We start from the raw sequence: 24,933 nt of genomic DNA on the forward strand, positions 1-24,933 counted from the left end.
CAATGAGCCGATTCGATGCTTTCATGCGGAATGTCATTGGTGGGGCTGTCCCGACCAACTCGTTCGCGCACGCCCAAAAGAGAGACGCTGGCGATTATCGACAGCGTCTGCTCGATCACCGAACCCAGTCTTCAGACCAAGTGGCGATCTCCCGGCCAGCGTCCTTGGCGTGAGGTAATCCAAGCCGATTCGCCTGCTGGTTCGTCAACCAGATCCTCAGGCTCAAAAAAAGCACCACGGCTTGCATGGGATTGCTCCCAGGGGTGCGATGGCGCGGATAATCCTTCTGGATCAAGGAGGCAAGTCCTCCGTGCAAAAAATTCCGTCTCAAAAATGAGCCCAGTACATGACGCGGAAATCGCCCAGCCTAGAGCCGTGGCAGCACGAAAAAGGGGAAGGCGCTTCCGCGCCTTCCCCAACCAATCTCAGCCTCTAACCTGAAGAACGCGTCTAACCTGAAGCACACGTCGCCGCGCGAACCAGTATGCTGGCGGCATCAACCGGTCCAGAGACAACACCAGTCCCTCGGTATTGAAAGCAGTCCAAGCCGAATGATGCGGCGCCGAAGTCTCTGCCCTGCTGGCGGAAACGGGTGCTATGGTGAGGTATGGACGATATCGGCAATCCGCTCCCCCTTCGCGCTAACCGTTCCGGCGGCAGTGCAACCGCAAGCGGCACCAACTTCCATGCAGCTCTGTGTGCAATCGCGATGGTGCACATTGCTCGCGGTACCGCGCTCGGCTGGTTACCTGACCTAGTCGAGGACCGCGCAGTTGAACTTGAGGCTGAAACCGGCGGTCCAGGCGACGACATGGCCCTATCGCTCGTTAATGGGCAACGTATTGAGGTCCAGGCGAAACGCGGTTTGCGCGCCGGCACCGAACTCTGGGACACCCTACTCGCGCTTGCCCGTGGTATCTCTGCCGGTGCGATAGATTTTGGGTTGCTTGCCGTTTCGGCTGACTCGAGCCGCTCGATCACGCACCTCCTCGCTCGCGATCTCACGCGGCTGGGCGATGGCCGCCGCGACGACCTAAGCAAGCTCGGTAAAGAATTTGTCTGTCGTCTCGAGGGAATAGGGCTGTCGATCGAAGCAAGTTGCGCTAAGCTCCGAATCAAGAGCTTCGCTGTGACGCCAGAGAATTCGGCGTCGGTCGACGCAATGCGGGCGGAGCTCTCGTGCTTGCTAGCCAATGCTGGGGCTACAACAGCAGCTCAAGCGGTGCTGCTTGCGGACGCAGCCCAACTGATCGCAATGCGCGGAAGGCGTACCGCTGTGTCGATTGCGCGCTCGCTCACCGCAGGAAGTATCGTGCTGCGTGAGGGCGCAGACGCCGGGACGGCAGGAATCGTTGCTAGGCTCGCACGCTGGACCCTGCAGGCACGTGCGAGCTACGGGATCGTTGGTATGGCCAAGCAGTTGTCGATCGGGTCGGCCTGGCTTGAGCAGCATGCGCGGGTCGTCCACCCTGCCGAACCTCATCGCGATCTTGCATCTGCGCTCGCGGCCTATCAGAAGCTCGAAGGAATGCCGGAGGTGGGTGCCAAACGCACCATCGATGCCAAGGGCATCGCCCGCTTCATCCGACATGCGATCGTGATCGGTGGCCCTGGCATGGGCAAGAGCACGCTCGCTCAGAAGCTCGCGTACGAATATGCGCTGGATGGGTATCCCGTGCTCATGGTCAAGCTGAAACTGTTGGTCGAGCGCATCCGCCGACAGGGTGCGGGTTTCGAAGAGGCAATCTTTGCGCTCGGCCTCGACCGCAGCGGCATCGGGACAGAGGCGGCACGGCGCGCAGGCATTACCAACTGGGTACTGCTGTGCGACGGCCTCGATGAATGTGGAGTGCATCAGCGCAGCATCACTGACCAACTCGCCGAATTTGCACTTGGCCACCCGCAGTACCGAATCGTCGTCACGACCCGGCCGATTGGATATGTGCCGGGCCGACTTGCTGAATGGCGTCATTATGAGCTCGTGCCCTTCGGTGAGGAAGACCGGCGCCCAAACGTACCCAGGCTTCTGGAAGTGCTCGGCGTTAATGAGGAAAATGTGAAAACCGTCGAGGCATTGATCGAACGTGCAAGCAAGAGCGAGATGATCGGAACCTTGCTTAAGACCCCTCTCATGTTGACGCTCGCCGTTGTCGTCGCGATTCGATGCGGTGCGATTGGACCGACACGCTGTGAACTCTACAATCAAGTGCTTGGACTTATCCGCGAGGCAACAGGAGAGCGGAACGAAATTGTTGCGATACCCGTGAGCGTGCTCGATAGGTTCATTGAACTGATCGCACTGGAAGCACTCATTCGCCCAACAGCGACTGCCGAGAATACGCTCAACCGTACGTCCGGGCAGCTAGCCCAGGCGCTCGGCACTCCCCCTCTCGCCGCAAGGGGAACTGCCGATACCGTACTTGCTTATTGGGTTGGGACAGGGTTGGTCGAGCATGTCCAGCACGATGGAATCCAAGCGCTTTCATTTGTGCATCGGAGCTTCGCCGAATTCTTGGCCGCGCGCCACGTTGCAGGGCTTACTGAGCCAGCGCGATCAGAGGCGCTTAGGGAGATCGGGCAACTTCCTGGATGCGACCAATTCGTCGAGTTCGCCGGCTCACTCGGGCTTGCAGACGCTGTGCTCACAGCGCGCGGCCGCAACTATGATGACCCCGAGCAGATCATGCGTGCGCTTCGCATCGCGCGAGTCAGTGAACATCCACCTACTCCCGAGACTATCCAGCCCTGGCTCGAAGCGGTGTTCAAGGCTGCAGCGACGGTCTCCGCCTTCACGATTTTTGAGATGGGGGCAGATCTCTTGGCTCTCTGCCCGCGTTATCCTGGCACCATTGCAATATTGTCACGGTCAGCCTGTGGCGGAGAACGTCCCGCGATTCGGCTGCTTGGTTGGGCATGCAGACTGAATTGTGGTCCGAGTTGGTGCACGGATACAGAAGCCTTACGGGCGCTTCGCGACGCAGCGATTATCCTGCCGTCTGATCCAAGGGAGAGCTCGCTTCGTAGATTGCCGCTTCCCAGACACGACACTGCGCTCTCTCTCGGCTTCGGTATCGCTCTTACCCGACGCTTCGCGACAGTTCGAGATCCAGATCTTGATCAGTTGCTATTGTCGATGTTTGATCATGGCGACTTTTCAATTATGAGCTCGGTGATGGAGATTTCCCATGTCCTCGAGTTGCTGGGCAGACAGGACCTCGGCGAACAGGCACGGGTCCGCTGGGTCGGGGGCACAACGATACCCGAGTTAAATCTTGATCTCCCTCAGTATCTTGAGGCAGTGCGTAGATTTGAAATTCGCACGTTTGAAGCACTAGCTGGAATGCGCCTTGAGGAGATGCCCGAGTTGCCTGACGACGGGCGCCCACTCATTGCACTCAGCGGTTTCCTCTCTATGGTCAAGATGGGAGATATGGTGATTTCAGATGTATGGCACTGGCGGGGCGAGCAGAATCGCTTGCTCGAATGGGCGGTGCTTGGTGCAATCGCGAAGATTTCCGATATTGAGCTCGAGCTCTTAACCAAAGACGCGATCCTTGCGGCACGTGCGGCGCATGCGCCGTCCAACGATGAGGGGAGTGTGATCTGGGGGCGACCGCTCAAAATGGACATATGCGAACCGGATTGGACAAAGGCAAGGCAACTCCAACTTGATCCTGCGCAACTCCAACTGGCGATCCGTCATGGTTCCTCGTGGTTCGCTGACGTGGCGGTCAATCTCCTTGATCATACGCTCGACCACGATCGTCGCGAAAATGTCGTCGAGACCTTGCTCACGATTCAAGATGATGACGCTGTTTTAGCAGGTGTAAGACTCGCAATTGGGCTTCCTGTGCGCCGTGCGAGAGCACTTTTGCTCGCGCATTTGCGTGGTCGACCAGTCGAGACCTTCCGCCATATCTTTGCCGGCCTGAAGCACCTTCCACTCGAGCCCGATCAACAGCTACTCGAGGTAATTGAGGCGGTTCTTCTTAGTGAGCAGGGTGATGCAGCAAAGGCCGCTGCGATTCTGCTTGCCGGCCTGCCTCCTACGCCCGAAATCCTGTCGCTCGCGCATACTGCCTTTGAGGCTTGGCGCAATAGGCAGCCGCGCGTCAAACGGGAAGGCATAGTACCAGCATCGCCCCTTGAACCGCTGCTACGATTCTTGCTGGACCACAATCCACCTGGCGACGCCGAACTACTAGCAGTTTGCTGAAAAACCCCGAAACTTGGTTTTATTTTTTCTGATTTAGCTTTGGGGCCTGGATTTTGGTTCAAGTGATTGAAGTTTCTTGCCGGTTTCTGGACTTTTTTCGTCCAGCGGACAGACTCGTCCCTTATATTGCCACCATTTTTGGAATGCGTACCAGATTATAGGCGATCAGGTTGAGCATGAAGGTGCCGGCGACCCGCGCAACGCCGCGCAGCTTGGTCTTGCGCATCGTGCCGTGCTGCTTGCCCCAGCCGAATATGCACTCGATCATCGCCCGGCGGGTCTGCGACATCGCATAACCGGGATGGCGCGTGGTGCGTCCGTCAATCGCGCTGCGGCGGTGCCTGCCGGTTTTGGTCTCACCGTTGTTTTGTGTGACATGCGGTGTCACGCCGGCGTCGCGCAGATTGGCGACATGATCGGCGGTATCGTAAGCCTTGTCTTCGCCTACGGTGATCCGCCCGGCGGCCGACTTGGCTTTGGCTTTCAACATCGCTTCCGAGGCTTCACGCTCAGCCGTGCCTGTGGCCTGGGTCACTCGGCCACCCACCGCCAAGCCGTGCCGGTTGTCCATCAGCGCGTGCCCCATATACGAAAGCTTTGCCTCCCGCCCAGCGGCCTTGCGGTACAGCCGGCTTTCCGGGTCGGTGGTGCTGGCATGGGTATCGTTCTTACGCTTCTGACCGTGGAAATCCGAACCATCATCGTCGCTGCCATCCTTCGGCCGGAAGCTCTTCTGCGACGCCCACGCCTCGATCAGCGTGCCGTCCACCGAGAAATGCTCATCCGATAGTAGCGGCGTCACCCGCGGGTGGTTCAGCAGCCGGCTCATGAATTTCTGGAATATATCGCCGTTCTGCAGGCGCTCGCGGTTCTTGCTAAACGTGGTCGGGTTCCAGACCGGATCATCCGGGGATAAGCCCACAAACCAGCGGTACAGGAGATTATAATCCAGTTGCTCCATCAACTGCCGTTCCGAGCGAATCCCGTACAGCACCTGGATCAGCAGCGCGCTCAGCAATTGTTCAGGCGGCACCGAGGGCCGGCCTTCCCTGGAATACAGCCAGGCAAAGCTGCGGCTCATCTCATGCAGAACATCCCGCACCAAAGCACGGATCGCTCGCAACGGATGGGTCGCCGGAACCCGTGTTTCTGGTGAAACATACGAAAACATCCCGCCCTGATCTCGAAAAGAACCCCGCACCCCACGCCTCACAAAACCTGCCAGCCAAAGTGAATCACATCATAATCCCGGCCGCCAGGAGTTTTTCAGCAAACTGCTAGACGAACTGGCCCGATCTGACATGGGAATACGGAATATGATCGAGGCGCGTCTCCATGCTCGCTTCCAAGCAGATGGAGCACTACGCGCGAAGGTCATTGCCCGCGCCGAAGCTGGCACACTGCCTGCCGATGCACTAGCCGGCTTCCTAAGATTGGGAGTGACACTCAACGAGGCTCTGGTGTCTCGACTGTTTCTACTATTCGACCACCCTGAGGTAGGTATACGCCGTGCGGCGATGTTGGTACTCGACCTCTATATATTACCCGCTGTAGCGATCGACGCTGCAATTACAAAGCTTTCTCAAGATCCGTCGAGAGAGATTCGCGATGCCGCTTCGGAGCTTCGACTCAAGCAACTGCGGCTCATCCAAATTGCACTGGGCGAGAAGAAAGCCAAGACTGATAATCCAGGGTGATCTGCCGCTTCGCGTCCCCGCTGCAGTGCTGAACAGGACCAGCATGACCGCCAACTAGCGGAAAGGCTCCGGCAGCTGAGCTGTGCGTCCCCCCAGCTTCCCCTCAGCTTCCCCTCACAATCCCCTCGGGCGGGCGGCGGCGAAGAGCGGCGGTTTGAGGCCAACAGGGGATGCAGCCCGCATCCAACGCGACCGCCGGCATGGCCAGGCGGGGTCATGCGCGGCCCGCAGAGGCGGATAAGGGGTCCTGAAATTTAGTTTCGAACCTACTACGAATCTGAGGGTCAGGAGTTCGAATCTCTTCGGGCGCGCCACGGAATTCCTTGAAATACAAGTGAAAATGGGCCAGCCGGCGACGGCTGGCCCATTAGCGTTTTGGGTCTGCCCACCACTATCCCCTCAACGGCCCCAGAACGCCGCACTTCGCCCGGTGGGAAGCGGCTCTCAGGCCCGCTCCAGAGCCGCGGCTGGTACTTGGCCGCGCCGGATGACACGGAGCGCAACGGCCTGCACCAGCAACGCGGCCGCCGTCGCGGCCAGGAAGGCGAGAAACGTGCCGGCCGGCACCAGGAGCAAGCCAAGGACGAAGAAGAACGAGGCGAAGCCGTACAGCGCCAGCACCATGCCGCGCAGCACCTGCCTCGCCATTTCCGCGCCCCTCATATGGTGCGCGAAGATGGCGAGGATGGCGCCGAACACCGGGAAGCTGGCGAGCATCCCAGCGGTCCGCGGCCCAACGAACGCGGCCGCGGCGGTGAGAACCAAGACCAAGCTCGTCGCCACCACCATGCGGGCGGGCAGATCCCACCAGGGTGCCGCGATGACGCCGCGGGCGGCCACGCGATGGGGAATGAGCCGCGCGGATACCGTGAGCGCCAGCAGCGCCAGGACGAAGAAACCCCAGTGCGGCAGGGGAACGACCGCAAGAAAAAGCCTACGCACGCGTAGGCGGCAGCTCCACCCGGCAGGGCCACCATCCAACCCCGCCGCGCCAACAGGGCGTACGCGAGGCTGAAGAAGGCTTGCGCGGCCGTGCCAGCCAGGGACCCGTTGCTGGCGGCTGCGGCGAACCCGGGGCCGTACTGGACGGCGAGAAAGACGGCCACAGGCCCGGACGTGAGGGGCAGACCAACGAGCCAGCCGCCGATCGCATCCCCCAGCGCCGCCCGGCGAGGCTGGCCGCCAGGATCAATAGCGGCGGCAGGACGAGCTTGAAGGCGATCAAATCCATGCCTAGGCGTATGACATGGCAGGCCCGCGAAGGCACCCCGTCATGGAAGCCGCGATGCCATTTCCCATCACCCGGCGGCGCATATGACCCGCCCAAGCCATCATGCAGGCTTCCGCCTCTTCCTTCCCGCCGGCAGCGAGGGCGGCGCCCCATCCTCCGGCCCGGGGTCGGCGAACAGTGCCGCGATCTCCACCCCCAGCGCCGCCGCGATCTTCTCCAGCACCGTCACCGTCGGGTTCTCAAGGCGCCGCTCGATCCGGCTCATGTAGGTCCGGTCCACACCGGCGTCGACCGCGAACGCCTCCTGCGAAACCCCGCGCTCGACGCGAAGCCGTCTGATGTTCACCGCCACTCTCTCCCGCGCGTCCATGGTCGGGCGACCACATATTGCGAAGGCCTATTATTCCACGCATAATGGACCCATGATTGTGAAGAACGGGACAGGTTCGGGTGGGGGTGCGGGTGCTGCGGGCCGGCGTGATCCCGCCGGCCGCGCTGCTGGTCGGGATCACCTCCCTCGGGGTGATGATGGCCCTGATGCCCGCCAACAGGCTGCTCACCCTGCTGGGCCTGCAGCGCTGGCGGCTGGCCGCGCTGTTCATCCCCCTGGTCGGGCCGTTCGTGTTCATGTGGCTGGTGGCGTTTCCGGGCAGGGCTGCATGTGCGCCTGCGGAAGCCGCGCGGCGGTAAGCCTGCTGAGGGTTCCAAAAGGAAGGGAGCGCTGGGTACCTGCACCCAGCGCTCCTCAACCGTTTCAATGGAATTCAGTGCTTTCAACCCTCAGGGTGCTAGCCTAGCCTGCAACCGTGGAACGCAAAAGTCGATGAAGGCACGAACTTTGTGTGGCACCATATCGTCGTGACTATGCAAGATATGGACTGGAAGACTTGCCGGCGCGAAATCGGAAAGCACCTCCCGCAGCAGGCCTGATCGGAGGGCTGGTCTGACATGATAGCAGAAAACGCGAATGAGGCCCGCGCCGGCAATGCCGGCGTCGATCACTGATTCGATCGCATCAAACATGATGCGGGATCGTATCGGCACGACAGCCAACCCCTCCGGCCGAGCAAAAAGCCATTGCCCCGCAGGATCAAATCCATGGAAGCCAACGCACTCATGCGTTTCCAATTCAGCAAGCGTTCGCGGCTCTCCACGGCGCACCAGGTAGTCCGGGCTCGCGCATACCACGCGGCGGATCGTGCCTATCCGCCGTGCGCGGCGGCTGCTATCTGGCAGTTGGCCAATACGAACAGCAAGGTCGATACGCTCGTCCTGCATGTCCAGCACGCGATCATTGAAGCGGCAATTTAGGCGAACATCGACGAACTGCGCCATGAATTCCACCATGACAGGCACGAGATGCATGCGTCCGAAAACCAGCGGCGCGGTCACCGTCAATTCTCCCCGCGGGCTCTGATACTCGCCGGCTGCCATCCGTTCCGCTTCACCGATCTGCTCCAGCACCTTGCGGCAGGCCAAGACATAGGGAGCACCGGCATCCGTCAGCGTGACCTTTCGGGTGGTACGTTGCAGCAGCTTCGTCCGCAGATGCGCTTCAAGCTCCGCCACGCGCCGACTCACCGTCGTCACCGGTACCCGCAGTTTGCGCGCTGCGGCGGAGAAACTGCCCGTCTCCACCACTGCGAGCAGAGTGGTCATCGCGTCAAGTCGGTCCATGATTATACCACTCCACAGGAAGATGATCACCAATCTTAGCCAATTATCACGCTGAGGAGGAAGGTGCACATTTCCTTTCATCGAAACCCGAAAGGAACCCAAACGATGAACACTTACTCTCGCAAGACCGCCCTGATCACCGGCGCCTCCAGCGGCATCGGTGCCGTCTATGCCGACCGGCTGGCCCGTCGCGGCTATGACCTGATCCTGGTGGCCCGCGATGCCGCCCGCCTGACGGCGGTGGCCGAAGCCGCCACCCGCCATGGCGTGGCCGTCGAGACGATCCGCGCCGATCTGAACGAAGCCACCGATGTCCGCCGCGTGGAAGAGCGGCTGCGCACGGACAGCGCCGTAACCATGCTGGTCAACAATGCCGGTATCGGTGCCGCCCCGGGCCTTGCCAATGCCAATGTCGATGCGCTGGAGCAGATGATCCAGGTGAACGTGACGGCGCCGACCCGTCTTGCCGCCGCAGCGGCCACTGCCTTCTCCGCCGCCGAACGGGGCACCATCGTCAATATCTCCTCGGCGCTTGCTCTCGCGCCGGAGCTTTTCAGCGGCGCCTACAGCGGTACCAAGGCCTATATCCTCAACCTTTCGATCTCGCTCCGCCAGGAAGTAGCGCCGCGCGGTGTGCAGGTGCAGGCCGTGCTGCCCGGCGCCACCCGCACCGCCTTCTGGGCCCTGCCGGTGAGAGCCTGCCGGCCGAGATGGTCATGGACGCCGAGGAGCTTGTGGACGCGGCACTGGCCGGCCTCGATGCGGGCGAAGATGTCACCATTCCTTCGCTGCCGGACCGCGCCGACTGGGATAGCTTCAATGCCGCCCGCGGCCGGCTCGGCCCCAACCTCTCCCGCCAGCATGCCGCCGACCGCTACGGCAAGACCGCGGCCTGAACGCACCCCGCCCCTCTTGCTCAAGAAAAATCGAACCGCGCTGTGGAGGCCCGAAGGGCCTTACGCGCCATCAGAAGGACAAAATGTCATGACCAGCTTCTCCGAATACCGCGTGCCTACCGCCAACGGCAACGTCTATGTGCGGGACTATCCGGGCAACGGCCCCGCCTTCGTGATGCTTCACGGCTTCCCGGACAACGGGCATATCTACGACGATCTCATTCCGCACCTCGTCGCCGGCGGCCGCCGGGCGATTACCATCGACTTCCTGGGCTTCGGCGCCTCCGACAAGCCGGAGGGCGCGCAATACAGCTTCGCCCAGCAGCGCGACGATGTCGAAGCCGTGCTTGACGCCCTGCAGCTCGACAAGGTTGTGCTGGTCGGCCATGACGCCGGCGGCCCAGCCGCCCTCAACATGGCACTCGTCCATCCAGAGCGCGTCGCCTCAGTCGTGCTGATGAACGTCTTCTACGGCGAGGCGCCGGGCCTTCTGGTGCCGGAGCTGATCGAGCTCTTCTCGCACAAGCCGCTGCAGTCCCTCGCGCGGCATTTCCTGACGAGCCCGCAGCAATTCGCTTGGCTGATCGAGTTCCAGCGCCAGTTGCTGTTGGGAGACGCGGCGCTCACCGGCCAGACCCGCTACCAGGAACTGCTCGGGCCGTTGATCGACGCCAACTTCCGCCAGCAGCCGAGTGCCGCCATCGCCTTCGCGCAGATGACGAGCCAGTTGAAGGATGAGGTCGCGGCGAATACCGGCCGCACCGTGGCGCTCCGCCGGTCGGAGGTGCCTGTGGTGCTCATCTGGGGCCGCAACGACCCCTATCTGCATCTCTCGACGGCGGCCTTCCTCCAGGCCCAACTCCGCAACGTCTCGCTCCACGCGCTGGACGCCGGGCATTGGCCGCAGATCGACGCGGCCGAGGAATCCGCCCGCATCATGCTCAACGCCTGATTACAAGCTGCACCCGGCCAGTGACGGCCGGGTGCGCGTCCTCTGATCCCAGGAACCCGACATGACACGCACGCTTTCGGCCGGCCTTGCCTTGCTCGCCGCCACCAGACCCGGAGAGGCGCAGACTCAGCACCTCCCCGCGCCCACCACCCGCATCTTGGCAATCGGCACGATCACCCCGGGCGCTAGCCTCGCCTCCGTCCGCGCCGTTCTGCCGACCGAGGTGCGCGAGACGGTGAAGCTCTACCTCGCCGGCAAGATCGACCAGTGGTTCTCGCTCGCCGACCGCAACGGTGTGGTGTTCCTGCTCAACGTGACGGATCTCAAAGAAGCTCACGCGATGCTGGAAGCCCTGCCGCTGGGCCAGGCGCATTTGATGCAGTTCCAGCTTCTCCCGCTCGCACCTCTAAACCCCCTGCGACAGCTTCCCGGGTTCGCAGATAGCTCTCCCTGAATGAGACGGCTGACTTGGCGATCGTACATTTCTTGCAGTGGCGGCGAAATGATCCCGCCCTTTTATCAGGAGACTAAAATGCCCGACCACATGGCTATACCTCCCTCCGCGACGCAGATATCAGACAAGCTCTTCATCTCTCCTCAGCCGAGGCTTACGGATTTTCCCGATCTTGCCGCCGCCGGGTTCAAGGGCGTCATCAGCAATCGCCCGGCGGACGAACAGGCCGGGCAACCGCGCCCGGCGGCCGAGCAGCAGACCGCCGAGGCGGGCGGCATGTCCTTCCATTTCATACCCGTGACGACGTCGACAATTACCGAAGCCGATGTGCGATCCTTCCAGAGGGCAGTCTCTGAGGTTCCCGGCCCGGTCTTCGCGCATTGCAGAAGCGGGGTCCGGTCCGCGAGCCTCCATGTCATCGGCGAGGTGCTGGACGGGCGCCTCGCCCGGGAGGACTTGGCCGGCCTCAGTGCCAAATGGGGCATCGATCTTTCAGTTGCCGCCAAATGGCTGGCGCGCGATCAGGAACGGCGGCCGCGTGTCAAGGGCTTCTTCGATCCGCGCACCTTCAGCGCGCAATATGTCGTGTCGGACCCTACCACCGGTCATTGCGCGATCATTGATCCCGTACTGGATTTCGACGAAAAATCAGGCTCTATTGCCACGACGAGCGCCGATGCCATCTTGCGCTACGTGGCAGAGGAGAAGCTGATCGTCCAATGGATCCTCGATACGCATCCGCATGCCGACCATTTCTCCGCCGGCCACTATCTGCACGAAAAGACCGGCGCGCCCACGGCGATTGGCGCGCATGTGGTCGAAGTACAGCGGTTGTGGCGGTCGATCTACAACTGGCCTGACCTCAAGACCGACGGTTCCCAGTGGGACCATCTTTTCGAGGATGGCCAGCGCTTTGCCATCGGCACGATCGACGCACAGGTTCTCTTTTCCCCGGGCCATACGCTGGCATCAATCACCTATGTGATCGGCGATGCCGCCTTTGTCCACGATACGATCTTCATGCCTGATTCCGGCACAGCGCGCGCAGATTTCCCAGGCGGCAGTGCCGAGCGGCTTTGGGAGTCGCTCCAGGCGATCCTGGCTTTGCCGGAGGAAACGCGTATCTTCACCGGCCATGATTATCAGCCCGACGGCCGTGCGCCGCGGTGGGAGAGCACGGTCGCCGAACAGAAAGCCCGGAATAGCCACATTGCTGGAGTAGACAGAGCAAAGTTCATTGCCCTGCGGGAAGCGCGGGACAGAGACTTGCCGATGCCGAAGCTCATCCTGCACGCCCTCCAGGTCAACATCATGGGCGGGCGCCTTCCCGAGCCTGAGAGCAACGGTCTTCGCTATCTCAAAATACCGGTCAATGCCTTGGGGGATGTGGCGTGGGGGCAGTGATCGCAGAATTTATGCTCAATACCGAGTTATTTGACAAAGATCAGACCGCATGTGCTTGAGAGGTTCGCTGAACCACGTGGGGTAGGTATCTGCCGGACTACGCGGCGGAGGCGACCGCAATTGTCAGGGTTGACAGCCACGAACGGCGGTTCCGCTTTCGACTCGATCATACCGATTAGAGAATGATCGATTCCGTCTATCATCACCCGGAACTGGACTGTCAGGCCCCAACCATCTCAGCTTGGGCAGACAAAAAATTGTACGTAATGGTGCGCTGGGCGAAAAAGCCCAGCGCACCATCGAAATTTCCAGCACTCATACCATCGCGAAGGTGCGCCAAAGAACCTCGCCCAGATGGCGCAGATATGGGCGGCGGTCGCCATGAGTCTGGTCACTTCCCCAGGGAGGTCGACGGCAACCCCAGATTACGCTGATGATGATGTATAACTCAGCGCCAATAGGCTTGCAGATGCCGGACTCATGGGTAGTTCTCGCAAACTGGCCGCGAACCTCTCGACGAGGCCGACCCGCGAGAACTGAGCCAATTCATTCACCCCAGACCGGCTGGACAGGTGCATGGCGTCGTACAGGCAGACCGGGAGCTTGCGATTGCTCTTGAACCGACGATCTGGGCCGCCGCTCTTGTTGGGGTGCTCCCACGTGTGATCGACGACTTGGGCATCGTTCGGTGGAGAGCCGCTCTCAATGAAACGCGATGGCTGGTGCCTGATTTGGAGATCTCCGTACCCAACGGCGCCGAACTTCTTCCCGTCCTGCACAAGCACGACCTCTGGAAAAAAATAGAACGTGCACCTACCCAATCCAAGTGCGGGCGGCGTGATGTTGCAACGGAGCACCTTCGGCAGGCTGTACCCCAAGCGTGCAGTCTTGCGATTGACCAAGTGATCCGCTCCGGCGTTTCGTTTCCATGTGGTTAGATCATGGACAGCACCTCCAGCCTGGATGTGCCACCGTCCTCGGCAGACCACGAGAGCGTCGTACTCTTTCGTGACCTGTTCGAACTTGGTCCCGGCTTCTGAGTCGAGGTTGTAGAAGAGCACGCTCCTTCGCAGGAACTGATCCAACCATGCACCCGTGGCCCAGGCCGGCAATGCCAGCAGTAGGATGATGATGCTAATCACAGGGCCATTCTGGCCCAAGGAGCCACTCGCCATCATGGCTAACAAGCCAAGGCAGGCAACACCGATGCCAAGCAATCGACCAAGTGGAATCCGCGCTTGCTTGGCATTCAGATCGTCGATCAGCTCCGACACCGAGCAGTCCTGCATCTGCGTGACATCTCCCGACGCTACTTCGACCATCACGACTTGCCCGGCATCGGCTGGTGTGATTGGCTGATCTACCTTGTGCACGGATGCCGGTCGCTGCTGACGAACTGGACGCTGAGAGCGACCGCCACCTATTGAAGCCCTGTAGTAGAGGCCGCCGCATCCCGCTTGGATGTAATGCCCTCGCGGACCGGTTCCAATCCTGAGCCCCTTGACGCCGACCGAAAGGCCAATCCCGGACTTCGACAGATTGAAACGGAACGGACCGGCCGAGACAGACTTGCGCACGTAGAATGGCATGACTTTCCTCTTCTCCAGAAGCTCTCCTATACGTTACGATACAGAAAATTTCACACACCAACCAGCCCCTCGATGGAGCTTCATGCTCTGTCAGACGAACCTCTCAACCACGCCCACATGGCACAGATTCCAGCGGCGGTGAGGACGAGGTCGAGCTGGGGCGCGAGCCGCAGCTCGATTTCCGCGCCCAGCAGCGCCATCACCACCGGCAGGGTGAGGACGATCTTCACCACGGCCGGCAGGCGGTTCCAGAGGCCGCGCTTTCTGGCCTCCGGAGCTGGGGTCTGCCCCTGGCGCGGCGGCACGATCTCGGCGGCGGTGGCGAGCTGGTTCTTCTCGTTCTGCATTGTGGTTCCTTTCGGGTTCTGGTTCGGCGATGCATCGGGGAAGGCGCTTCGGCGCCTTCCCCTTCCTCGTTTTGGGTCTTCGGTTCGGGCGCGGTGGTTGTGCTGGCCTCAGTGGTTGTCGTGGTTCTGCCCGCCTGCTTGGTTCAGGCGGCGTCCCTCGCGCCTTCCTGCACCACGTCCACCTCCGCGCCCTCGGCCTGCTGTGCCTCGGGCAGCAGGTTCCACGCCCGCAGCGCGGTTGTTGCGGTATCGATCAGCCTCTGCGGCGAGTGGTGCGCGTACCTCGTCGTCGTGCTGAGCTGGCTGTGGCCCAGCACGGTGCCGATCTCGTTCAGCGGCGTGCCGGCGTTGGCCAGGGCGCTGGCGAAGCTGTGCCGCAAATCGTGGATGCGCAAATCGTCCGGCAGCCCCGCCGCTTTCTTCGCCCGCACCCAGGCGCCGCGTACGCCCTCCACCGGCTTGCCCGGCAGGCGGGCGCTGGGGAAGACGTAAGGGTTCTCCGGGTGGATGGACCGCTTGGCGAGCTGCCGCTGGAGGATCGCCACGGCCACCGGCGAGAGCGGGATGTGCCGGGTGCGGCCCGATTTCGAGCGCGGCACGGTGAGGATGCAGCGCTCAAGGTCGACGTTCTCCCATTTCGCCTGCAGCGCCTCGCCCCGGCGGGCACCCGTGACAGCCAGCAGCGCCAAAACCGACGCGGCGGTCTCGTCCTTGTCGCCGGCCAGGGCGCGGAAGAGCGCTTGCGTTTCCGCCGGGGACAGGTACTTGTCGCGGTGCTGCTCCCTGAGCATGCCGGGCGAGCTGGCGGGGGTCTTGCCCTCGTAGAGCTCCCATTTCAGGGCCTGGTTGAACATGGCGCGTAGGGTGGCGAGGTGACGATTCACCGTTCCGTTGGCCAGGCCCTCCGCCTGGAACCTCCTGCGCATCTCCGCGACATCGGCCTGTGTGACCTCGTCCAGGGCCTTCTTTCCGATGGCGGGCAGGATGCGCAGGCGCAGATAGGCCTCGACGTTGTGCGCTGAGCGCTGGGGCTCCTGGACGTGCGGCAGGTATCTGTCCCGGGCGAACTCCTCGACGGTGGGCACGGATTTGAGCTTCGCCTTCTCCGCCACCGGGTCGCCGCCCAGGCTGACCTCGGCCTTGAGCTGCTCGGCGCGCCTGCGGGCCTGGTCAACGGTGACGTCGCCGAGGCGGCCCAGCCTGATCTCGTGCTGGCGGCCGCGCGCGTCCTTGTACCGGAAGTAGAACGTCACGGTGCCGCGCCGCTGCTCGGCGATGAAGCCGACGAGGCGATCGTCGAAGATGCGCTGCTTGACAGCACCTTCCGCGAGCGGCGGCAGCTTCTGCATCGTGGTGCGGGTGATGGTGATCGCGGCCATGGGGTTCCTTTCCATTGGCTGGATGGATGGGGTGGATGGGCATGGGGGTCATCGGGGTCTTGGGCGGTGATGCCTGGCGCGGGCATCTCGCCCAGGTGGACGTGCCGCTTCCGGCGCCGGGCCGAGAGCAGCAGGCGGACGATGCTCACCCGGCGGTGCTGCTGCGGCGGGCATTCTGGATGAAGGCTTCCAAATCGTCCTGCTTGTACCGGACGTACCGGCCCGAGAGCTTGACGTAGGCCGGCCCGGTGCCGGCCCCGCGCCAGCGCTCCAGCGTCTCCGGCGAGACGCCAAGCAGCTCACCCGCCTGGCGGGCGGTGAGCAGCTTCATCGGCGCCGGCGGTTCGGTGGTGGCGGCGGCGGTGATCGTGCTGGTCGCACTGTCGCCGTTCTCGGCGGCGGTGGTCATGTGCTTGGCCATGTCGAATTGTCTCCATGTCTGACGCCGGGGCGGGCTTGCCCCGGCTCGTCCATGGAGGTGTTCGCCGACCCAACTTTGCCGCCAAAAACCTTCGCTGGTCCGCGTTGGCCTGCGAGGAAGACGGCAGGGCCGCGCTTACAGGTTCAAAATTCGCGAGGCGCGTTGGCGACCAATTCTCACATCCTGCCTTGCTGCCTGCCCTGCCCTATTCGGCCATGCCAGTTTCTCTGGCTTCTGCCCTACCGACCTTCGCCGGCTTCACCCGCCGCCAGACGCGCGAGCCGCACGCGCCTGATTTCGGCGGCCAACGCCTCGCGCACCGCGTTGCGGCAGGTCCACAGGCGCGAGAGATACGGCGCCCGCTCCGCCCAGTCCCGCAGCGCCTCGTCCACGACGATCAGGATTTGCTCAGGCACGATGCCCTCCCGGCGGCTTTCGGGTCGGGGCAGAGCTCGATCGCCAGGTCGCCGGAGCGCGCCTTGGTCCAGCTGTAGGGTGAGGTCACGGCGCCGGGGCAGAATTCCACCCCGGCGCCGAGAGGCTCGCCCGCCTGCATCTGCCTGACCGCTTTGCCCAGCGCCTCCAGCACGGCGAGCGCGCCGCCCTCCGGCACCCGCCCGTATTCCAGCGCCGCGCGGGCCTGCGCCACGAGGATCAACTGGCGCAATGTCCAGCCCGCCGGGGCGGAGCAGACCGTGCCGTACCGCACCGGCAGGCCGAAGCCGTCGCCGCCGGTGTCCAGAATCGCCACCCAGAATTTCTGCGTCCAAAAGGCCTGCACATCCGCGTTGGTGAACAGCGCGAAGCGCTCGCCGTCTCCGGTGCGGCGCACGGCGACGATGGATGTCTCATCGAAGTCGATCATCGGCCCGCTCCTCCTTCGGCGCACGCAACAGGCGTCGCGGCACTGGAGGATGATTCCGTTTTGGTTCCGTCCGACAGATCAGACAGGCCGACACTGTCCACCTCGAACACCAGCCAGAGGTCATCGCTCTCGACGGACACAGCCACGCCCTCGGGAATTTTGAAGGCGTTGATTTCTTCCTCGTGGGGATCGTCGTTGAGGCGGAACAGGTCGGCCGGCTCGCGCACTTCGATGCCGAGCGTCTTGAAATACTTGACGATGCTGAGCGGGTCCTCGCCGGTGCGCACGGCCTCGTCGAATTTGATCCGCTGCACCTCTGGCAACTTCTCGATGCCTGAGTAGCGCCGCAGCAATTCCTCCAGCGTGTGGGTCTCATGTTGGTCCATGTGGTGGGGCTCCAGACGCAGGAAGCCCCGCCTTTGCAGGCGGGGCCTCCTGCTGGTTCGGGGTGGATGGATCGCCCGGGCTGCAACGGCCTGGGCGAGAGCATCACATGCGGCTGAGCGGTTGGGCTTTGGCGCCGATGCGCCACGCCGTGCTAGGCATCTTCCTCCATCTATATTGGAGGAAGTAACGAGGCGGGTGGGCCGGTTCAGCCCAGGTTCGTCTCCGCGTCGCAATCCGCCACGTGCGCCGCCCAGCGCGCCCTGGCCCGCTCCGCCTCCAAGGCCAGCGCCGTGCGCACCTCGCGCCGCGCCTGCCAGCAGCTCCTTCTCCACGGCGTGACCCGCAGCCAACTGGTCAATGCCATTTCGATCACGGTCAGAAGTTGCTCGGGCGTGACGCCGCGCTGCCGCGCCTCGGCATCCGGGCACAGCTGGATGGCGAACTGCCCTGCCCTGGCCAGGCTCCATGGAAACGGCGAGGCCGGACTGCCCGGCGGCGCCGGCTCAAAGGAAACCGGCGGCACCGCCCAGCCATCCTGGGCTCACGGTGCATTGCGGCGGCGCGGTCCAGGTGGCGGACGATCTCGGCCAGGACGGCCTCGCCGGAATGCGCCTGCTCCGCCTCGAACCGGGCCAGCGCCACGGCCAAAAGCTGGGTCAGGCTCCAGCCGTCGAAAGCGTTGAGAGTGGCGAGGCGGATGAACGCGCCACCATCCGCGACCTCGACCGCCGCGCCCCAAAGGCGCAGTGGCCGGCCCGGAATCAGATCAGTGGAGATAAGCGCGACATCGCGCCCGGTGCTGGTCGCGCGCCACGCGACGTTGTCGCGGCCGCTTCCGCCCCAGCAGTGGATGCGGGCCTGGCGGATGCGGTCGGGGTGCTGGATTCCATGGCCGCCTCGTTCATTTGGTGAAGACCGCCCATTGGCCATCCGGAACGAGAAAAACGGCTATTCCTTGCTCGATGCGGTAGGCCTGGATTTCCTCCTCGCCGGGGTCGGCGCAGGCTGCAAAGAGCTCTTCCAGGTTCTCGATCTTCGTGCCCAGATCGGCGAAGTATGGAAGCAGATGCAGCGGATCATCGCCGCGCGCCAGGGCATCGGCAAGGCGCACGTGCGGAATGTGCCGGGGCAAATCGTGGCCCTCGGCGTGCTGGCGGACCAGTTCGTCCAGGATGCGGATCTGGGGCGGAAGTTGTGTCATGTCGATGGTCTCCAAGGCGCGGGGTGGCCAGCCCTCAAAGGCTGGCCACCCCGTGCCGACCGGGGTTGCTGGGCCCGCACCGCGCGGGCGAGACCATGACATGCGCTCCAGCCGGGACGCCGCCGCGCCCTGGGTGGTGCAGAGGAAGAACGGAAGGGTCAGGCGCTTCACGGCGCCTGGCCCTTCCGTTCCACCCACCCCCAGCCTTCGACGGTCGGAGACCGGGGAAGACGAAGCGATCTCAACTTAGGCAAAAAAGTGCGGGCAACATGTCACTGTGGGGTGGGGGCTTTAAGGCCCCCACCCCACAGTGACATGCCATCGCCCAGGCCGGCGTGACGTTTCGCCGCCGAGGCCGCCAAAGCCCAGGCGGGCCTGGGCATGACCCGCGCGGGGCAACTCAGTCTCCAAGCGAGAGCCGACAAGCTTTGCTTCCACGAGATGAGCGGAACCGTGCCATCGAGACAATCACCTCATCCCTTCAAGGGGATGAGGTGATTGTCGTGCGGGAAAAAGCCAGCCCATTCAAGCGCCCCAGCGCGCGGATCGGACAGCGCCAAAAATTCTTCCACCACCTCTTGAACCAGTTTGGCGCCAGCACATTTGATGCAGTCCCCCGCCGCCATCCTGGCTGCGGGGCGACGACCACCAAAAACGCGGAGAAGCCAAATTCTCAATGCCAGCATCGCCCCCTCGGGCGACAAGGTGAATAATTTCGCGCTGCCGACCTTCACGCCCGCGACGGATGCCACGCATCCCGCAGTGGGCGACGCGGACAGCAACGCCGGGGCGCCAATGGCGCATGCAGCCCCCGAGGATGGGGCGATGAAGAAACGAAGAACCAGGAGAGCGCGAACAGCGCCAAGCTGGCCGAGACCGAACAGGAACAATCCGCGGGCACGGAGGAAATGCTGCTCGGCGGCGTTTCCGCGCGGGCGGTCAACGCCGCCTTGCCGCCTGGCCCGGATGGGGGCAAGGCCGATGGGCCCGATCAGCCTACCAACCGCCATGAGCGGCGCGCCTATCCGGCTACCCATGACGGGGCGCCGGCACCCTCGCGGCTGCCGGTGGCGCCGCCGCTGGCAAACGGCCCCGCGCATGCGGGCAACACCGGCGAGGCTGTGCCGGAAACGGGTGAAGGAGGTGGCCAGGGCATCCCGCCCGCTTCGCGGAACCTGGTGCTGACCAGCCTTTCGGGCTTCGCCGACGTCATCAACCAGCCGAATGATCCGGTCATCGGCTCGCTGGAACCGGGGCTTCTTGGCAAGATCATCGGTGTGCCGGGCATCAGCAAGAGCACCGCCGTCCTCCACATGGGCGTGGCCACGGCCGGCGGCCGCCCGTTCGCGGGGCTGGATGTGCCGAGGCCGCAGAGGGTGCTGATCTACACGCCCGAAGACCCCGACAAGGAGATCGCCCGGCGGCTGTATGCCGCCTGCCGCGAGCTGGGCGCCGATGAGGAAATCGTCGACCAAAACCTCCAGGTCGCCAGCTTCAGGCGCGGCGGCCCGCTGCTGGCGAAGGCCGTCAATGGCGGCCAGGAACTGTCGGAGCTTGGTGAAGAGCTGCGCGATGCGATCCGGGATCACCGCGCGCGGCTAGTCATTTTCGACCCCCTTGTGGAAGTCCACACCGCCCCGGAATCGGATAATGGCGAAATGCACGGGGTATTCAGCGCGTTCCGCGATCTCGCGCGCAACAACAACTGCGCCATCCTCATCACCCATCACGTCACCAAGGATGCGAAGGGCAACCTGACCATGTTCAACGGTCGCGGCGCCGGCTCCATGGCCGGGGCGGTGAGGGTCATGTTTGGCCTGGAGGAGATTTCCAAGAAGGAGGCTGATGAAGTGGTGCTGCGGCACTCGGGCAGCACCACGCGGGATTTCGTAACCTTCTCGATGCTGAAGGCGAATTACGAGAAGGTCCCCGGCACCTCGGTCACGCTGAGGCGCGTGGACAATGTGGTCGGCGCCGGCCGCGCGCCCAGCCTGCGGGCGCTCACCGGCTAGCCGCAGGTGTAGCGGATTGGGGGCGGCGTGCGCGGGAATCAGCGTACACCGCCGTACAGAGCCGCGCCCCGGGCGGGCGCGGCAACCCGGAATTTCAAGGACCCTACATGCTGACGATGAAGAACTCCGCCGTGCAGGCGGAAGACAAGCACATTGCGGTCGCGCTCCGTGCGGCATTTGGCATTTCTTCGAGGTTTGACCTTGCGGAGATCGTGGCGAGATTCAAGGAGCTCCGCGAGGACAATATCACCCCCGCGGATGGTTTGATCGAGTTGGGGAAGATGGTCGCCTATCTACGCATGAAGCCCGTGCGGAAGAAGCCGAACCGGACGGTGTGGCCGATGTACATTGTCCGCGACCAAATACATGACCTCTTGGTGCGATACGGTTCCACGAGCACATGGCAGGTCATCAAGTCCATCGCTCTGGATAACCCTGGGTGGATTCCGAAGGAAGACGTGGGGCTCACGCTCCTGTACATGGACCTCGGCGGGGAGCTTGAAATCGACGAGGATGGTGTCTGGGCGGTGGATGGAAGCTTCATCCGCAAAGAGGTCTACGTCCCGGTGGATAGCTCGATTCACTGAAGAAGCAGCAAGCCGCCGTTGAAGGCGGCTTGCTGGCTAGGAGGGCCACGAAGCCCGGGCGGCGCGATCAAAATCGATGTGCCGCGATGGATGCCGGGGAACCGGCATTCGCGCTTCAGACCGAAATCTGGGGCGAATCCTCAAAGGATTTCAATATGCGAGATACACGAATATCCATGGACGAGCGGGCGACCCTGCGACAGGCGCTACAGCAGATGGTGGTAGCGGCAACGCAGATTCTGGCGGTGCTGGACGCCACCGATTTCTTGGAGGTTGGGCCAAGGGCACCACGCCGAGAGGCCCCTGTCGCCGTGAGGATCGAAAAAGTTCTGATGGAGCAAGGAGTAGCTAGCGTGCGGCGGATTAAGTGGGAACTGGCCCATGATGGCCATGGCGAGGTTACGCATGGGTGCGCCAGCGGCACCCTCGACACCATGAAGAAGAGGGGCCTAGTCACCCTCAGCAACGGTCTGTGGCGCTTGGCCATGGACGAGTCGCTTGCCACGGAACCCAACGAGCAGGAAGCCGGCTAACACCTCAAGCAGGCCGATGTATCGAAACGATGGACGGTGGCGGCCCTGAAGGCCGTCGCCGTCCTGATGCAGCTTTTGTGGAGATGCCATGGCCAAGAAGACCAAGGCGTCCAGCCTGAAGGCGCTCGCCGGCTAGAGACGCGGCACTAGCGGCAGGGCTTGGGCTGGTATGCCGTCAGTCAGAGCATGCTGCCACCAAGAATCTGACGGAGCTGCTGGAGATCGTTGAAGGCGCCATCGTGAGGCATCCGACCGTGGCAGGGGAGATGTCGGCGATGCGCGATGAAATCCTCGAACTCATTCGGCTGAAGGCGCGGCGGGAGAAGCTGCTCGTCCGCCGGTCGGCCGTTTCAAAAGCAGGCCGATGAACGCGGCCAGGATTAAATGGCCAAACACTAGGAACACGAAGCTGAGCGGCCATTCAGGTTCAAATACCGATGCGCGGCCGAGCCATCATCACGACAAGCAAGGAGAGTTCGTGACCATGAACATCAAGACCAAGAAGCTGACCACCGCTGCCGGCAACCTCGAGCTGGTGAACACCCTCGGCGCGGGGCTGGGCCTGCCCGCCTGCACCGACGCCGGCGCCTTCATCGCGATGCTCGACGAGAAGATCGATGCCGGCAAGGCTGAACTGACCAAGCTGGCCAGCATGCGGGACACCGTCGCCAGGCTGGCTGGCGGCCGCCGCATCCACCGGCCGTGGACCCCCGGCGCCAACACCATCTACGCCCGCGTCCTCGGCATCCTGCGGCGGCACGGCACCCTCACCCGCCCGCAGATCGCGGACCTCCTCGCCGCCGAGGATGCCGGCGAGATGCCCCTCGGCTCCATCTCCGCCGCGCTGTCGAAGCTCGCCGAGGCTGGCCTGATCGATGGCGGTAGGTTGGGCTGGAAGCTGACTGACGTGGATACCGGCGCGGCCGAGTGAGCTGCGGGGCATCTTCCATATCCTGAAAGTCAAGTAACGGAGCACCTGGGCCGTTTCGGTCCAGGTGCCCTTCTCGCGCCGGGCCTACGCCGCCGCGCGGCGCTTGATCTCGTCCAGCACGGCCAGCAGCGCGTCCGCCGCCTCGCCGCCGAACAGCCCGTCCAACCCCTGGTCGTTGAGGTCGGTGTAGGGCGACTCATACAGCCGCGCCGGGTCCATCACGCCGCTCTCGGTCACTGAACCGCGCAATGTCTGTTTGACCTCTTGACAGATTTGGCAAGAGGTTTCGTTAAGAAGCAGATTGATGATAGAACATGTATCAAACTTTGAGGCGTTTGCTCGGCATGACAATGGGGCTAAAGGACTGGATTGATCTAGCCGGCGCGGTCGGTTCCGTTATTGTGGCCGTAGGAACCGGGGCACTGGCATGGGCTACATTCTCTCTGGCCCGATTCACGAAAGCCACGGTAGCCGATGCAGAGAAGGCCATGCAGCAGGCGGACCAGCATCATCGAGAAAATCTGCGTCCGTTCTGTGTAGTCGAGTTTCGGGAATCCAGTGCGCAAAAGCCATTTGGCGCGGACTTTAACATCCGAACGGCGACCCCAGGGCCACAGTATTTTGCAGGGGATGACAAGCCCTACATTTCGATCAAGGGGCGCTTGTACAACAGAGGGCTTGGGCCGGCAAGGGATGTCGCAGCCTACCTCAACTGGGGCAGCAGTGTTGAGGGCCTGGCATACTGGCTCACGCATCCGATTGTTGTGTGCGGATTGATAGCGGCAAATGAGAGCATCGAAATCAACCTGTCGATTGAGGCGCATCACGTGGCAACCAAGGTTGCAGATGGGAAGCGAGTGTCCACGCAAGCACTCGAATGGGTAGCCAATGATGCCTACGAGGTGGTCTTGCGTTACAGGGATATTTTCGACACTCCGTTCCGCACGATTCATGCACGGGGATTTCTACAAAATTTAGCCGTGGATGTCGCGGTAGCCGGCGGTGACAAGAAATTGGAGGCGCAGCAATCCATTCGCGCGAACAGACCGGCGCCAGTATTTTTGACGGGCGAGCAGCCATGGGCAACCCTGGCAGACAAGCCACAACCGCCGCCGGGATGGCTTGGATCAGTGGACACAGAATTAAGCGTTGAAGCGCCGTTTAGGCATGACGTTTAATTTGCCGTGAGGATAAGCAGGAAATGACAGGCACATGAACGACCAAGCTGCCCCGATGACCCCAACTGAAACGGATGAGCCTGTGGTCATGGTTTCGGGCATTCCCGACATGAACCGCCCACTATACCGAATTTTTCCTTTGTGGTTCTTTGAGGCCGCGTTAACAACAAATGCCGGAAATTTGTTCCTTATTCGTCCCGATGCTTGGGAAGACCCGTACGAGGACATCTGCAGTAAGATAATGTTGCAGACTCCAGACCATAAGCAGAAAATGTTGTCGCCATATCTAAGGCCCGCCTTTGCTCAATGCTGGTCATTCGAGGGGCAATCAGACGCTTTGCTTCGCGCATATTCCAGGGTCAACAGGGACGCGGCGACGGGACGAAATACAGAGCCAAAGTTTGAAGGTGTGCAGGTTAAAACCACCCGGCAAAGCTTGTTTGCGCCATCAACAAATTTTCCAAGAAGAGAAGGAATTCCGAACTGAAATTTTACCTGGGAGCCATCCAATACTCTGAAAATCCCGGAGGAGAAGTCGCCGCACTGCTTGACCAAGTTGGTCCGGTCGCGATTGGCAAAGGCGACCATCGGGCGGCGTCCCTGTTAAAGAAACGCCTAGCTTTCCGGCATGAAGAGGAAGTCCGCATTATTCTTGTCGGTACAGAAGACATGCGCACAGATCGGTTTCTTGTGGACATCGATCCGAATGAGGTATTTGACGAAGTTTATTTTGACCCCAGACTGATAATGTTTGAGCGTATCGAAAGAGAGCAGCGGACAAGAGAGCTGGGATATAAGGGGTCGTTTGGCCACAACGATCTATATCAGCTGTCGTTCTTCATAACGCCTCTCTCGCAATCCTGGACTGATCAGACGGAGTCTTTAGAGTGATCTAGGCTTTCCGGCTCAACCGCCGTACCTGTGGCGCCAGATGCTGGCATTGTGATGGTACTGATCGGCGAGGCCGTAGGACCTG

Annotated in this window: 29 protein-coding genes; 14 read left to right on the plus strand and 15 right to left on the minus strand. The window is 62.3% G+C overall.

All coding sequences use genetic code 11. The features are described 5' to 3' along the window. The first annotated feature begins 607 nt into the window (after positions 1 to 607). Positions 608 to 4,216 (plus strand): NACHT domain-containing protein, encoded by a 3,609-nt coding sequence (locus GT370_RS12350; protein WP_270183131.1) that lies wholly within the window; start codon positions 608 to 610, stop codon positions 4,214 to 4,216. A gap of 121 nt (positions 4,217 to 4,337) precedes the next feature. Here the strand turns inward: GT370_RS12350 and GT370_RS12355 are convergent, their stop codons facing one another. Further along, on the minus strand, positions 4,338 to 5,417 hold the full coding sequence (locus GT370_RS12355; protein WP_083878918.1) for an IS5 family transposase: 1,080 nt from the start codon (positions 5,415 to 5,417) through the stop codon (positions 4,338 to 4,340). Positions 5,418 to 5,532: 115 nt separating this feature from the next. On the opposite strand from GT370_RS12355, the gene GT370_RS12360 reads away from it, so the two are divergent. After that, positions 5,533 to 5,913, plus strand: a complete 381-nt coding sequence (locus GT370_RS12360) for a hypothetical protein (protein WP_144052747.1) — start codon at positions 5,533 to 5,535, stop codon at positions 5,911 to 5,913. Positions 5,914 to 6,357: 444 nt separating this feature from the next. Here GT370_RS12360 and GT370_RS12365 read toward each other — a convergent pair whose 3' ends face one another. Further along, positions 6,358 to 6,855 carry a hypothetical protein gene (locus GT370_RS12365; protein WP_270183132.1) on the minus strand — a complete coding sequence of 166 codons (498 nt, stop codon included), beginning with the start codon at positions 6,853 to 6,855 and terminating at the stop codon, positions 6,358 to 6,360. A gap of 389 nt (positions 6,856 to 7,244) precedes the next feature. Further along, entirely contained in the window at positions 7,245 to 7,490 is a 246-nt protein-coding gene (locus GT370_RS12370; protein WP_270183133.1) for a helix-turn-helix domain-containing protein, read from the minus strand. A gap of 116 nt (positions 7,491 to 7,606) precedes the next feature. Here GT370_RS12370 and GT370_RS12375 point away from each other — a divergent pair, with 116 nt between their 5' ends. Continuing rightward, a complete protein-coding gene (locus GT370_RS12375; protein ID WP_270183134.1) occupies positions 7,607 to 7,834 on the plus strand; it encodes a hypothetical protein in 228 nt (75 codons plus the stop codon). Between the two features lie 90 nt (positions 7,835 to 7,924). On the opposite strand, the gene GT370_RS12380 is transcribed toward GT370_RS12375, so the two are convergent. Beyond that, positions 7,925 to 8,851 carry a LysR family transcriptional regulator gene (locus tag GT370_RS12380; protein WP_270183135.1) on the minus strand — a complete coding sequence of 309 codons (927 nt, stop codon included), beginning with the start codon at positions 8,849 to 8,851 and terminating at the stop codon, positions 7,925 to 7,927. Between the two features lie 75 nt (positions 8,852 to 8,926). Here GT370_RS12380 and GT370_RS12385 point away from each other — a divergent pair, with 75 nt between their 5' ends. From GT370_RS12385 to blh, 3 genes are all read left to right on the plus strand, one after another. Continuing rightward, positions 8,927 to 10,669, plus strand: coding sequence for an SDR family NAD(P)-dependent oxidoreductase (locus GT370_RS12385; protein ID WP_270183136.1), 1,743 nt, complete (start codon positions 8,927 to 8,929; stop codon positions 10,667 to 10,669). A 61-nt stretch (positions 10,670 to 10,730) separates the two neighbouring features. After that, complete coding sequence (locus GT370_RS12390; RefSeq protein ID WP_008494314.1) at positions 10,731 to 11,123, plus strand: hypothetical protein; 393 nt, start codon at positions 10,731 to 10,733, stop codon at positions 11,121 to 11,123. 48 nt (positions 11,124 to 11,171) lie between these two features. Further along, complete coding sequence (gene blh, locus GT370_RS12395) at positions 11,172 to 12,527, plus strand: bifunctional sulfur transferase/dioxygenase Blh (RefSeq protein WP_333489938.1); 1,356 nt, start codon at positions 11,172 to 11,174, stop codon at positions 12,525 to 12,527. Between the two features lie 425 nt (positions 12,528 to 12,952). Here the strand turns inward: blh and GT370_RS12400 are convergent, their stop codons facing one another. The 8 genes from GT370_RS12400 to GT370_RS12435 all read right to left on the minus strand — a co-directional run bounded on the left by GT370_RS12400 (position 12,953) and on the right by GT370_RS12435 (position 18,038). Next, positions 12,953 to 14,116, minus strand: a complete 1,164-nt coding sequence (locus GT370_RS12400) for a DUF4236 domain-containing protein (RefSeq protein ID WP_083878659.1) — start codon at positions 14,114 to 14,116, stop codon at positions 12,953 to 12,955. 80 nt (positions 14,117 to 14,196) lie between these two features. Then, on the minus strand, positions 14,197 to 14,463 hold the full coding sequence (locus tag GT370_RS12405) for a hypothetical protein (RefSeq protein ID WP_008494311.1): 267 nt from the start codon (positions 14,461 to 14,463) through the stop codon (positions 14,197 to 14,199). A gap of 143 nt (positions 14,464 to 14,606) precedes the next feature. Further along, on the minus strand, positions 14,607 to 15,842 hold the full coding sequence (locus GT370_RS12410) for a site-specific integrase (RefSeq protein ID WP_008494310.1): 1,236 nt from the start codon (positions 15,840 to 15,842) through the stop codon (positions 14,607 to 14,609). Positions 15,843 to 15,987: 145 nt separating this feature from the next. Beyond that, the gene (locus GT370_RS12415) at positions 15,988 to 16,263 is read right to left on the minus strand and encodes a helix-turn-helix transcriptional regulator (protein WP_008494309.1); all 276 of its coding nucleotides are present in this window, start codon (positions 16,261 to 16,263) and stop codon (positions 15,988 to 15,990) included. 239 nt (positions 16,264 to 16,502) lie between these two features. After that, positions 16,503 to 16,679, minus strand: a complete 177-nt coding sequence (locus tag GT370_RS12420; RefSeq protein ID WP_270183137.1) for a hypothetical protein — start codon at positions 16,677 to 16,679, stop codon at positions 16,503 to 16,505. Beyond that, positions 16,661 to 17,128: a hypothetical protein gene (locus GT370_RS12425; RefSeq protein ID WP_270183138.1), complete on the minus strand. Its 468-nt coding sequence runs from the start codon at positions 17,126 to 17,128 to the stop codon at positions 16,661 to 16,663. Before GT370_RS12425 ends, GT370_RS12420 begins: the two co-directional genes overlap by 19 nt. Then, on the minus strand, positions 17,125 to 17,514 hold the full coding sequence (locus tag GT370_RS12430) for a hypothetical protein (RefSeq protein WP_008494307.1): 390 nt from the start codon (positions 17,512 to 17,514) through the stop codon (positions 17,125 to 17,127). Before GT370_RS12430 ends, GT370_RS12425 begins: the two co-directional genes overlap by 4 nt. A 206-nt stretch (positions 17,515 to 17,720) precedes the next feature. Beyond that, complete coding sequence (locus GT370_RS12435; protein ID WP_270183139.1) at positions 17,721 to 18,038, minus strand: hypothetical protein; 318 nt, start codon at positions 18,036 to 18,038, stop codon at positions 17,721 to 17,723. 47 nt (positions 18,039 to 18,085) lie between these two features. Here GT370_RS12435 and GT370_RS12440 point away from each other — a divergent pair, with 47 nt between their 5' ends. Next, complete coding sequence (locus GT370_RS12440; RefSeq protein ID WP_270183140.1) at positions 18,086 to 18,427, plus strand: hypothetical protein; 342 nt, start codon at positions 18,086 to 18,088, stop codon at positions 18,425 to 18,427. On the opposite strand, the gene GT370_RS12445 is transcribed toward GT370_RS12440, so the two are convergent. Both GT370_RS12445 and GT370_RS12450 read right to left on the minus strand, forming a co-directional pair. Next, positions 18,417 to 18,887 carry a hypothetical protein gene (locus GT370_RS12445; protein ID WP_240376609.1) on the minus strand — a complete coding sequence of 157 codons (471 nt, stop codon included), beginning with the start codon at positions 18,885 to 18,887 and terminating at the stop codon, positions 18,417 to 18,419. The two genes, GT370_RS12440 and GT370_RS12445, sit on opposite strands and share 11 nt — an antisense overlap. A 302-nt stretch (positions 18,888 to 19,189) precedes the next feature. Next, the gene (locus tag GT370_RS12450) at positions 19,190 to 19,606 is read right to left on the minus strand and encodes a hypothetical protein (protein WP_270183141.1); all 417 of its coding nucleotides are present in this window, start codon (positions 19,604 to 19,606) and stop codon (positions 19,190 to 19,192) included. 18 nt (positions 19,607 to 19,624) lie between these two features. Between GT370_RS12450 and GT370_RS12455 the strand changes: the two genes are divergently transcribed. From GT370_RS12455 to GT370_RS12475, 5 genes are all read left to right on the plus strand, one after another. After that, positions 19,625 to 20,728, plus strand: coding sequence for an AAA family ATPase (locus tag GT370_RS12455; protein ID WP_205619790.1), 1,104 nt, complete (start codon positions 19,625 to 19,627; stop codon positions 20,726 to 20,728). A 107-nt stretch (positions 20,729 to 20,835) separates the two neighbouring features. Continuing rightward, complete coding sequence (locus tag GT370_RS12460) at positions 20,836 to 21,315, plus strand: hypothetical protein (protein WP_008494302.1); 480 nt, start codon at positions 20,836 to 20,838, stop codon at positions 21,313 to 21,315. An 86-nt stretch (positions 21,316 to 21,401) separates the two neighbouring features. Beyond that, the gene (locus tag GT370_RS12465) at positions 21,402 to 21,848 is read left to right on the plus strand and encodes a hypothetical protein (protein ID WP_008494301.1); all 447 of its coding nucleotides are present in this window, start codon (positions 21,402 to 21,404) and stop codon (positions 21,846 to 21,848) included. Positions 21,849 to 22,087: 239 nt separating this feature from the next. Further along, positions 22,088 to 22,216 (plus strand): hypothetical protein, encoded by a 129-nt coding sequence (locus tag GT370_RS12470; protein ID WP_256378777.1) that lies wholly within the window; start codon positions 22,088 to 22,090, stop codon positions 22,214 to 22,216. Between the two features lie 116 nt (positions 22,217 to 22,332). Then, a complete protein-coding gene (locus GT370_RS12475) occupies positions 22,333 to 22,779 on the plus strand; it encodes a hypothetical protein (protein WP_008494300.1) in 447 nt (148 codons plus the stop codon). 84 nt (positions 22,780 to 22,863) lie between these two features. Here GT370_RS12475 and GT370_RS12480 read toward each other — a convergent pair whose 3' ends face one another. Then, complete coding sequence (locus tag GT370_RS12480; RefSeq protein ID WP_008494299.1) at positions 22,864 to 23,016, minus strand: type I restriction-modification system, R subunit; 153 nt, start codon at positions 23,014 to 23,016, stop codon at positions 22,864 to 22,866. Between the two features lie 77 nt (positions 23,017 to 23,093). Between GT370_RS12480 and GT370_RS12485 the strand changes: the two genes are divergently transcribed. Beyond that, positions 23,094 to 23,957 (plus strand): hypothetical protein, encoded by an 864-nt coding sequence (locus GT370_RS12485; RefSeq protein WP_008494298.1) that lies wholly within the window; start codon positions 23,094 to 23,096, stop codon positions 23,955 to 23,957. A gap of 34 nt (positions 23,958 to 23,991) precedes the next feature. Next, a complete protein-coding gene (locus GT370_RS12490; RefSeq protein WP_270183142.1) occupies positions 23,992 to 24,444 on the plus strand; it encodes a hypothetical protein in 453 nt (150 codons plus the stop codon). Positions 24,445 to 24,933: the final 489 nt, after the last annotated feature.

Origin of the sequence: Acidocella sp. MX-AZ03 (genome assembly GCF_027626035.1) — a bacterium.
GTDB lineage: Bacteria > Pseudomonadota > Alphaproteobacteria > Acetobacterales > Acetobacteraceae > Acidocella > Acidocella facilis.